The sequence below is a fragment of the Fimbriimonadia bacterium genome (assembly GCA_039961735.1).
Classification (GTDB): Bacteria; Armatimonadota; Fimbriimonadia; order Fimbriimonadales; family JABRVX01; genus JABRVX01.
In genome coordinates this window covers 1-9,032 of record JABRVX010000076.1, presented here as the reverse complement: position 1 = coordinate 9,032, position 9,032 = coordinate 1, and the positions used below count along the sequence as shown (strand labels likewise).

Here is a 9,032-nt window from a genome sequence, read left to right as displayed (position 1 = left end):
TCACACGGGCGGGACGCCCGTGCCACGTGCCACCCATTAGGACGCGCGCGTGATCGGCTCGCACTGCTGGAACGACCTCTTCGTCAACGACGTGAACCTGGTCGCCGGGGTGGGAGTGACGAACTACAGCGGCGTCCGGGTGTGCAACCTGAACGACCGCGGCGAGGTCCTCTGGACGGTGGCCGACCCCGCCACGTTCGAGTGGTCTCTCTACCTCTCCACCCCGGTCCCGAAGCCGGTGCGACGCTTGGAGTGACCGCGCCGGCTGTCCTCGGCATCTACCGGGCGCGCAGCGGCCCGAGGAAGCGTGCTGGAAGCTGAATGCGCAGGCCCATCGCCGTCGTCCCGCATCGTGTGCCCGGTCTGCCTCCGGGTATCCTAGCGAGTGGGTAGGGAGGCCGGAGGCAAACCAAGGAGGGCACGCGTGGCCAAGAAGAAGATCGGCATAGGCATCATCGGCACCGGAGGCATCGCCGTCTCGACGCACATGCCGGGTTTCAGCAAGCTTAAGGACGAGTGCGAGATCGTCGCCGTCGCCGACGTGGACGAGAAGGCCGTCCGAGCAGCGGCCGAGAAGTTCGAAGTCCCCAACGTCTACACCGACTACAAGAAGCTGATCGCAAATCCTGCCGTGGACGCGGTCAGCATCTGCACCCCCAACTACCTGCACGTAGACCCTGCGGTTGCTGCGTTCAAAGCCGGCAAGCACGTGCTGTGCGAGAAACCGCTTGCACGCAACGCGGACGAGGGTCGCAGGATGGTAAAAGCTGCACGAGACGCCGGCAAGATCTTGCAGGTCGCGCTCCAGTGGCGCTTCACCTCGCACGCGCAGTACCTGAAACGGTTCATCGAAGCGGGCAAGCTGGGCCCCGTGTACTACGCCCGTGCTCAGGCTCTCAGGCGTCGCGGCATCCCGAGTTGGGGTGTATTCACCGACAAGGAGAAGCAGGGCGGAGGGCCGCTGATTGACATCGGTGTGCACATTCTCGACCTCACCCTCTTCCTGATGGGCTACCCGAAGGCCGTGTCCACTTTGGGCAAGACCTTCGTAAAGTTCGGAGACAAGCCCAACGTCGTGGGCTTGTTCGGCAAGTGGGACTACAAAAACTTTACGGTCGAGGACTTCGCCGTCGGCTACATCCGATTCGAGAACGGCGCGGTGGTGGTGTTGGAAAGCAGCTTCTGCGCCAATATCAAGAATGACGTGTTCGCGACTGAGATCCTCGGAGAGAAGGCTGGGGTTCGCCTGCAGCCGATGGATGAGCCGCCACTGGAGGTCTATACCGAAGCGGACGGTGCTCTGGTGGACCAGAGACCGGTATTCTTGCCGAAGGTGAATCCCTACGATGCGGAAACCGCCGCGTTCGTGGAAGCGATAAGAAAGAACAAGCCCTCGCCCGTGCCGGGCGAGCAGGGGCTGATGCTGAACGCTATCTTCGATGCGCTGTACAAGAGCTCGGAGACTGGCAAGGAGGAGCCGGTAGACCTGCGAGTATAGGTGCCTATGAGATCGAGATTGCGACTGCTGCTGATACTGCTGGGGATACTGACCGCGCTCGGCGCTTGGTCTCAGGGCCGAGTTGCCGGGTATGTCGCCGTCGTGAAGAAAGAAGGCGGCATCTTCGCCGAGAAGAGCTCCAACTCGCACAAGTACTTCCTGGCAAAGCCCGGTATGCAGCTAGTGGTTCGAGTGGTGGAAGACCCTTGGGCTGGCGTGGTGATGGCGGACGGCCGGCTCGGCTGGATCAAAGCCGCTTTCGTGGATGTCACCGACTATGTTGCTTACTGGCCCGAACAGGAGCCGCCACGCGATCAGCAGCAGCTCGCATCTCGCAAAGGCGACAAGGTAGTCGAGGAGGCCCGCAAGTACGTCGGCACACCCTACGTGTGGGGTGGTAACGATTTGCAGGGTGGTGTGGACTGCTCTGGCTTCGTGAAGAAGCTGTACGGGCAGATAGGTCAAAACCTACCACGCACCGCGGCACAGCAGGCCAAAGTGGGAACACCCATCTTGCGCCTCGAGCACCTGCAGCCCGGTGATCGCCTCTACTTCTGTGATGCCTCGCGAACGCGCATCTCGCATACAGGCATCTACATGGGTGGCGGAAACTTCATCCACTCTGCGCGCTCGAAGGGCGGCGTGTCGGTTGACACGCTCTTCGACGCGAAGTGGCGCAACAAGTTGGTAGCTGCCAGAAGATAGCCCTCAGCGAGCCGACGCGGGTTTACTGCGAAGAAGTCGGCTCATGAACTCCGCGTCATCGAATCGATTCCCGCCGAACAGCGGCCCTTGACGAACTACTACCAGATTGCGTGACCGGATGACGTACAACCGTTGCTTGCCCAGACCTGCGGCTATCAGTGCGTCCTTCGGCACCCAGGACTGCTCCAACAGGCTGCTTAGTTCCGTGCGGATGAGCGGGATGTCGCGCTTGTGTTGGTCGGTTACGGGCTTGACCAACCACCATGTCAGGCCATAGGCGGGATTCTGCGGAGTGCCCTTTGCCAGTTCGTCGAAGAGCGATGCTCGAATGATCTGCTTGCCTCCGTGTTTGCCCTTGAGCCGCACCCACTCCCCGAAGGTGGCCCAGTCGCGTGCGGTCATCGCAGCACCCCCCGCTACCTGTGGGTTACCGTCGGCGTTGCGCAACTGCCACTCTACCTTTACGCCCAGAGGACGAAAAACACGTCGCTCGAGGTATGCCTCGAAGGTCTCCCCCTTCAGCTTTCGCTGAAGCGCCTCGGCAAATACAATGAGATGCGTCGAGCCGTACTCGAAGCTCTTCCCAGGGGCCGACTTCGAGGGCCGCTCGATGATTTGTTTCCAGGTGTAGATGCGGTCTCTGCCCAGGGGCAGCCCGGGGTCCAGTCCGCTCGTCATGGTCAGTAGATGCCGATAGGTGATCTTGGACTTCTGTGCGTCCCTCTTCCATTCTGTAAGTGACTCGCAAGCGCGATCGTCCAGCCTGATGAGCCCGTCTTCGACCGCGGCAATCGCAGCGATGCCTACAAAGCTCTTGCTGCCGCTTGCAAGCATCTGTGGTTGACGTGCGGAGCCGCCAGAGGCATACCGCTCGAACACTCGCTTGCCGTTGTAAAGCACTACCATAGTCTGGCCACCGTGTGACTTGCTGTAGTCCCAAGCCGTTTCCATGGCAGCGCTCTCGGGTGCGGTCTGAAGCAACGTGAGCGCTAGCAGCAGTGCGGATGTCATTTCGTCTCCTCTGTCTGGTATGTCACACTCTATTACGTCGGCATAGAACGCGAGTTCAGGCGAAACGCTAATGCGCGCACCCTATCCCGTACCGTTCGCAGTAGCGAGGGACGTGCGATGCGCCCGACCATCTTGTAATCCCGAGGGGGATATCGCGAGGCATCTCGACCAGCGTCCCGTCCTGTCTGCGTGCGAAGCAGTTCGGACACGGGCACGCCATCAATGTAGGAGCCCGGGTCGTCCACCGCCCGCATCTTCAGGAAGCCGTATTGCGTCCAGTTGTCGTTCCACCACTTCGGGTTCGGCCGGCCCCTTTCATCGCTGAAGTCGGCAGGGCAGGTCCATGTCCCCACCTCACGCCGTTCATCCATACCGTGATGTCCGAGAGGAACTCACTGATGTGCAGTGGGGCGTCCGAGCACAACTCCGCAACCAGCTCCACCTTCTGCACGTTCGTCTCGGACACCTCCAACATCGTGCCTGGCCATACCAACGTTGCTGCCCACGTGTTTCGCTTTGAGCGGCAGGCAGTGCTACGCACCGTGTCGGGGATCGTTCGCTTCGGCCACGCTTCTGCTGAGTTCGTTCCCCCGAGCGTAGTGCAGATGCGCGTGACGTGGAACGGCGTGCCTTATGGAGTAGGAGACTGCATGTTCGCGCTCGCGCTCCCTGCGGGTCGACTCACTCTCTCGACGCGCCACCTCGACTGGCTTCGGCGAACGGTTGTCGTGGACGCCACGCTGGGTGACATCGCGGATGTGGAACTGGTCCTCGTCAACGGCGACGCGAACCTAGATGACACGGTGAACCTGCTTGACCCGAACGCTGAGCCGGGGACCTTCGGATTGTTGGGTGGGCCCAGCGACTTGGATGAGGATGGCATGGTCGCACTTCCCGGTCTGCTCATCGTGTTCGTGACCTTCGGCTCCGTCAGCGAGCCCTGAGCAACGCCAGCCAATATCGGCACTCTGGGCTCGCTGCGCAATCCAAAGCCCGACGACCCGACGAGAGGAATCTACCGCCCCGTGCGCGAATTGGCGTATAATGTCATTGGCTCTGTCCCACGGGGCGCGTTCAACGGCGAGCGGAGCCCCGACACCTCTCAGACCAACGGAGGTCTGTGTATGATCGAGATTCGGATCCACGGCCGGGGGGGCCAAGGCGCGGTCGTGGCCTCCAAAGTCTTGGCCGAAGCCGTCTTTGCCGAAGGAAAGTGGGTGCAAGCTTTCCCGTCCTTTGGGGTCGAACGCCGAGGCGCGCCGGTCGCCGCGTTCGTCCGCATAGACGACAGCCAGGTCCGCCTGCGCAACGAGATCTACGAACCGGACCACATCATCGTGCTAGACGAAACGCTGCTCGGCACCGGCATCCCGACCGCGGGGCTGAAATCCGGAGGAGTGGTGCTGATCAACACCCCCGAGCCACCCGACCGCTTCCCGGATCTCGCCGCCTTCCGGGTGGCCACGGTGGATGCCTCGCGCATCGCCGTGGAGCATCGGTTGGGGAGCAAAGCTGCTCCCATCGTCAACACCGCGATCCTCGGAGCATTCGTGCGCGCAGTGCCGCTGTGCACCTTGGACTCGGTCGCTACCGCCGTGGAGGCCAACGTACCCATCAAACCGAAGGAAAACGCAGCCGCCACCCGTGCGGCCTACGACGCAGTGCTGATGGCGGTGCCCGCATGAAGCCCAAGACCCTCACCAAGATCACCTTCCGCTCCTATCGCGACATGCCGGACAACTGCGTGTCCATGGGTGACATGGGTTGGAACCGCACCGGCTCGTGGCGATACGTACGGCCCATCTACACTCATCGAACCCCACCATGCACGCAGGGCTGTCCATCCGGTACGGCCATCGAAAGGTGGATGGGGTACGTAGCGAAGGGCGAATACGAGAAGGCGCTCGAGACCATCCGCATGGAGCATCCCTCGCCTGCCATCCTCGGCCGTGTGTGCTTCCACCCGTGTGAGTCGCACTGCAACCGCTCGAAGATGGAGGGCTCGGTCGGCATCAACATGCTGGAGCGGCACATCGGCGACATGACCGCCAATGCGCCGCCGGCTCCCCCACACGACGTGCCCGCAGTCGAGGCACTACGAGTGGCAGTGGTCGGGTCGGGTCCCGCTGGCCTAGGGGCCGCCTACCACCTACGCAGGTTGGGGCACGAGGTCGAAGTGTTCGAGCGAATGCCTGCGTTGGGCGGCATGCTACGCTATGGCATCCCCAGCTATCGCTTGCCCAAAGATGTGCTGGACGCAGAACTGGACCGCATCGGAAGGATGGGCATACGGTTCCATACCGGCGTCGCCCCGCAGGTGTCTGATCTGTTCCAACAGGGGTTCCATCGTGTGTTTCTGGCGTTCGGCGCGCAGCGTTCGCGAAGGCTGGGCGTCCCGGGTGACGAGCATCCGTCAGTGCTGCCTGGTCTGCGCTTCCTGTCCGACGTTGCTCAGGGTGTCAGGACAGAGGTGCCTGTCAAGGTTTACGTAGTTGGTGGTGGTAATACTGCCATTGACGCGGCCCGCGCAGCGCTGCGACTGGGTGCCGATGTGACCATTCTCTATCGCCGCACTCGGCAGGAGATGCCGGCATTCGAGGAGGAGATCGAGGCTGCGCTAGCCGAGGGAGTGCGGATCGAGTACCTGGTGGCGCCGTCGCAGGTGGACGACGAGAGTGGCCTAGCCGCGATGACCTGCATTCGCATGGAGCTGGGAGAACCCGGCCCGGACGGTCGCCGAAAACCAGAGCCAGTCGCAGGTTCGGAGTTCCGCCTGCCCGCGGGACTTGTCTTGTCAGCGATTGGGGAGGAGGCAGAGCTGGACCTCGCGCCCGAACTGGCCAACGAGCGCGGCTCGCTCGCCACCGACGAAGAGATGCGCACCTCCGACCCCAGAGTGTGGGCTGGTGGCGACATGACCGACTCCCCTCGCACCGTGATTGATGCAATCGCCAGTGGCAAGCGCGCGGCGATTGCGATCGACTGCGAAGCACGAGGCCTGTCTTTTAGGGAGGTGCTCAAACGCATAAGGGTTCCCGATTGTCCGGGCCTCTCGATGGAGACCTACCTACGTGTGCTGCGTGAGGGGATCGAAGCGGTGGAGCCCGTGCCGGAAGTAGCAGGCTACGAGCTGCTGAACACCTTCTACTTCGACGAACTGGCTCGACAGAGGCGGCCCGAGCAGGAACCTAAGGATCGCACCTCTGGCTTCATGGAGGTGCACCCAGACATCAGCGAAGAGATAGCGATATCGGAAGCGATGCGCTGCCTTCACTGTGGCAATTGCATCTCTTGCGACAACTGCTTCATCTACTGCCCCGACGCCGTGATTACCCCAATGGGGGATGGTAGCTATCTGATAGACTACGACTACTGCAAAGGCTGCGGCGTGTGCGTGCACGAGTGCCCCCGCGCTGCCATGGAGATGATCCCCGAAAGGGCAGAGGTGTGACGCATGGCGACGGTGGAAGGAACCCGTACGGCGACGGAGGGTAAGAAGGGCGGAATGGTCACCACCAAGGTGTTGATGGGCAACCACGCCGTGTCGTGGGGCGTGATGCGCGCTCGTGTACAGATGATCTCGGCTTATCCCATTACCCCGCAGACACAGATCGTGGAGGAGCTGTCCGAGATCTGCGCGAGCGGTCGGCTGGATGCTAAGTTCATCAAGGTGGAATCGGAGCACTCGGCGATGGCGAGTGTCATCGGCGCGTCCGCCGCAGGCGTTCGGGCGTTTACTGCCACCAGCGCGCAGGGGTTGGCGCTGATGCACGAGTTGCTACACTGGGCGGGCCTGGGCCGACTGCCGGTGGTGTTAGTGGATGTCAATCGCGCGATGGCACCGGGGTGGAGCATCTGGAGCGATCAGACCGACGCGCTCTCCCAGCGCGACACGGGCCTCATGCAGTGGTACTGTGAGACGAATCAAGAGGTCTTGGACGGCGTAATCCTCGGATACAAGGTAGCGGAGCGGGTACGACTGCCGCTCATGCTCGTGCTGGACGCCTTTCTACTATCCCACACCTACGAGCCGGTGGAGGTCCCAGATGAGGAAAGCGTGGACGCGTTCCTGCCGCCCTATAGGTCGGAGTACAAGCTGGACCTAGCCAAGCCTGCCGCCTTCGGACCACTCACCTCGCCCGAGCACTACATGGAGTTGCGGTACCGACAACAGCTCGCCTTCGAGGAGGCCGTGGATGTCATCATCGAGGAGGGAAAACGATTCCGCGAAGCATTCGGTCGCGACTACGGGCTGATCGAGTGCTATCGTTGTGAGGGTGCCGAGGTTGCGGTGTTGTGCGCAGGTTCGATGACCGCCACCGCCCGCGAGACCGTGGACCAGATGCGCGAAGAGGGGAAGCCCGTGGGTCTGATCAAGCTACGCGTGTTCCGACCGTTCCCGACGGCGATACTGCGAGCCGCTCTGGTGCCGTTGAAGAAGGTGGCGGTACTGGATCGTAACATCAGCGCAGGTGCCGAGGGCATTTTCGCTCAAGAAGTGAAGGCAGCGATGTGCAACGTGCCATCCGCACCAGAGATCCATCCGTACATCCTCGGTCTGGGTGGTCGCGACATCACACCCAATACCATCCGCACCGCGCTGGAGACGACGCTAGAGAGCAAGACCCGTAACGACATACCGATCTGGCTGGAGCTGAAGGAGTAACAGATGACCGAGACGGCGGTAGACCTGAGAGCCCCAGAGCTGTGTGGGCCAGGACACCTGGCCTGCCAGGGCTGCGGTGCCACCTTGGCCATGCGCTACGCCCTGAAGGCACTGGGAGAGCGAACGATAATAGCACTGCCGGCTTGCTGCTGGTCGGTGATTGCAGGCCCATTCCCCTACTGCAACCTAGGGGTGCCCGTGTATCACTGTGCGTTCGAGACGGCTGCGGCGACGGCTAGTGGCATTCGCGCCGGATTGGACATGCAAGGAATCGAGGATGTCACCGTGATGGCGTGGGCAGGTGATGGCGGCACCTTCGACATCGGCCTGCAGGCACTCTCGGCTGCGGCGGAGCGGAACGAGAACATCCTGTTCGTGTGCTACGACAACGAGGCTTATATGAACACGGGCATCCAACGGTCGTCTGCAACTCCTTTCTCTGCATGGACCACTACCACCCCGGAGTCGTCTCCCAAGGCAGACCGAAAAAAGGACATCGACCGCATCATGGCCGCACACAGCATCCCTTACTGCGCGACCGCGTCGGTGGGCTATCCCGAGGACTTGATGCGCAAGTTCCTGAAGGCGAAAGGTATCGTGGGAATGCGATTCATTCACGTACTAGCCCCATGCCCCGCCGGCTGGAAGATGGCGTCGGACATGACGGTGGAGATCGCGCGCATGGCCGTGGAATCTAACGTGTTTCCGCTTTATGAGGTGGAAGACGGCGTCCGATACCACATCACCTATCACCCGAAGCGCCCGATAAGCGTAGAGCAGTACTTGAAGGTACAAGGCCGCTTCAAGCACCTGACACCGGAAATGGTAGCCCAGTTCACCGCCGAGGTCCACGAGCGCTGGGACCGCCTACAGCGAGACTGCGCAAGCAGCTAAGATAACCACACCATCGAGTGTGCCTTTCCCCCATCCCTCACCACTCGGAGTGGTGAGGGATAGGGAGCTCGGCTGGAGGGATGGGTGGTGAAGCGTAGATCTCCGTGTGGCGGGGTAGGAGGGTGAGCAGTCGTGCAGGCCGTTTGATGATACCGACCCGTCATGCTGAGCCTGTCGAAGCAAACGTCATGCTGAGCCTGTCGAAGCAAACGTCATGCTGAGCCTGTCGAAGCAAACGTCATGCTGAGCCTGTCGAAG

The 9,032-nt window shown here is 61.8% G+C and carries 10 protein-coding genes; 8 read left to right on the top strand and 2 right to left on the bottom strand.

The genetic code is table 11. The features are described 5' to 3' along the window. Nucleotides 1-49: 49 nt before the first annotated feature. The 3 genes from HRF45_13990 (at nt 50) to HRF45_13980 (ending at nt 2,203) form a co-directional block, all read left to right on the top strand. On the top strand, nt 50-256 hold the full coding sequence (locus HRF45_13990; GenBank protein ID MEP0767631.1) for a hypothetical protein: 207 nt from the start codon (nt 50-52) through the stop codon (nt 254-256). A 168-nt stretch (nt 257-424) separates the two neighbouring features. Continuing rightward, nucleotides 425-1,498 carry a Gfo/Idh/MocA family oxidoreductase gene (locus tag HRF45_13985; protein MEP0767630.1) on the top strand — a complete coding sequence of 358 codons (1,074 nt, stop codon included), beginning with the start codon at nt 425-427 and terminating at the stop codon, nt 1,496-1,498. Between the two features lie 6 nt (nt 1,499-1,504). Beyond that, nucleotides 1,505-2,203: a C40 family peptidase gene (locus HRF45_13980; GenBank protein ID MEP0767629.1), complete on the top strand. Its 699-nt coding sequence runs from the start codon at nt 1,505-1,507 to the stop codon at nt 2,201-2,203. 3 nt (nt 2,204-2,206) lie between these two features. Here the strand turns inward: HRF45_13980 and HRF45_13975 are convergent, their stop codons facing one another. Together HRF45_13975 and HRF45_13970 are read right to left on the bottom strand one after the other, a co-directional pair. Further along, on the bottom strand, nt 2,207-3,214 hold the full coding sequence (locus HRF45_13975) for a beta-lactamase family protein (GenBank protein ID MEP0767628.1): 1,008 nt from the start codon (nt 3,212-3,214) through the stop codon (nt 2,207-2,209). 32 nt (nt 3,215-3,246) lie between these two features. Further along, nucleotides 3,247-3,585, bottom strand: coding sequence for a hypothetical protein (locus tag HRF45_13970; GenBank protein MEP0767627.1), 339 nt, complete (start codon nt 3,583-3,585; stop codon nt 3,247-3,249). Nucleotides 3,586-3,612: 27 nt separating this feature from the next. Between HRF45_13970 and HRF45_13965 the strand changes: the two genes are divergently transcribed. From HRF45_13965 to HRF45_13945, 5 genes are all read left to right on the top strand, one after another. Continuing rightward, a complete protein-coding gene (locus tag HRF45_13965; GenBank protein ID MEP0767626.1) occupies nt 3,613-4,158 on the top strand; it encodes a hypothetical protein in 546 nt (181 codons plus the stop codon). A gap of 180 nt (nt 4,159-4,338) precedes the next feature. After that, entirely contained in the window at nt 4,339-4,899 is a 561-nt protein-coding gene (locus HRF45_13960) for a 2-oxoacid:acceptor oxidoreductase family protein (GenBank protein MEP0767625.1), read from the top strand. Further along, the gene (locus tag HRF45_13955) at nt 4,896-6,665 is read left to right on the top strand and encodes an FAD-dependent oxidoreductase (GenBank protein MEP0767624.1); all 1,770 of its coding nucleotides are present in this window, start codon (nt 4,896-4,898) and stop codon (nt 6,663-6,665) included. The genes HRF45_13960 and HRF45_13955 overlap by 4 nt, the downstream gene beginning before the upstream one ends. A gap of 54 nt (nt 6,666-6,719) precedes the next feature. After that, the gene (porA, locus tag HRF45_13950; GenBank protein ID MEP0767623.1) at nt 6,720-7,880 is read left to right on the top strand and encodes a pyruvate ferredoxin oxidoreductase; all 1,161 of its coding nucleotides are present in this window, start codon (nt 6,720-6,722) and stop codon (nt 7,878-7,880) included. A 3-nt stretch (nt 7,881-7,883) separates the two neighbouring features. Next, nucleotides 7,884-8,774 carry a pyruvate synthase subunit beta gene (locus tag HRF45_13945; protein ID MEP0767622.1) on the top strand — a complete coding sequence of 297 codons (891 nt, stop codon included), beginning with the start codon at nt 7,884-7,886 and terminating at the stop codon, nt 8,772-8,774. Nucleotides 8,775-9,032 lie beyond the last annotated feature (258 nt).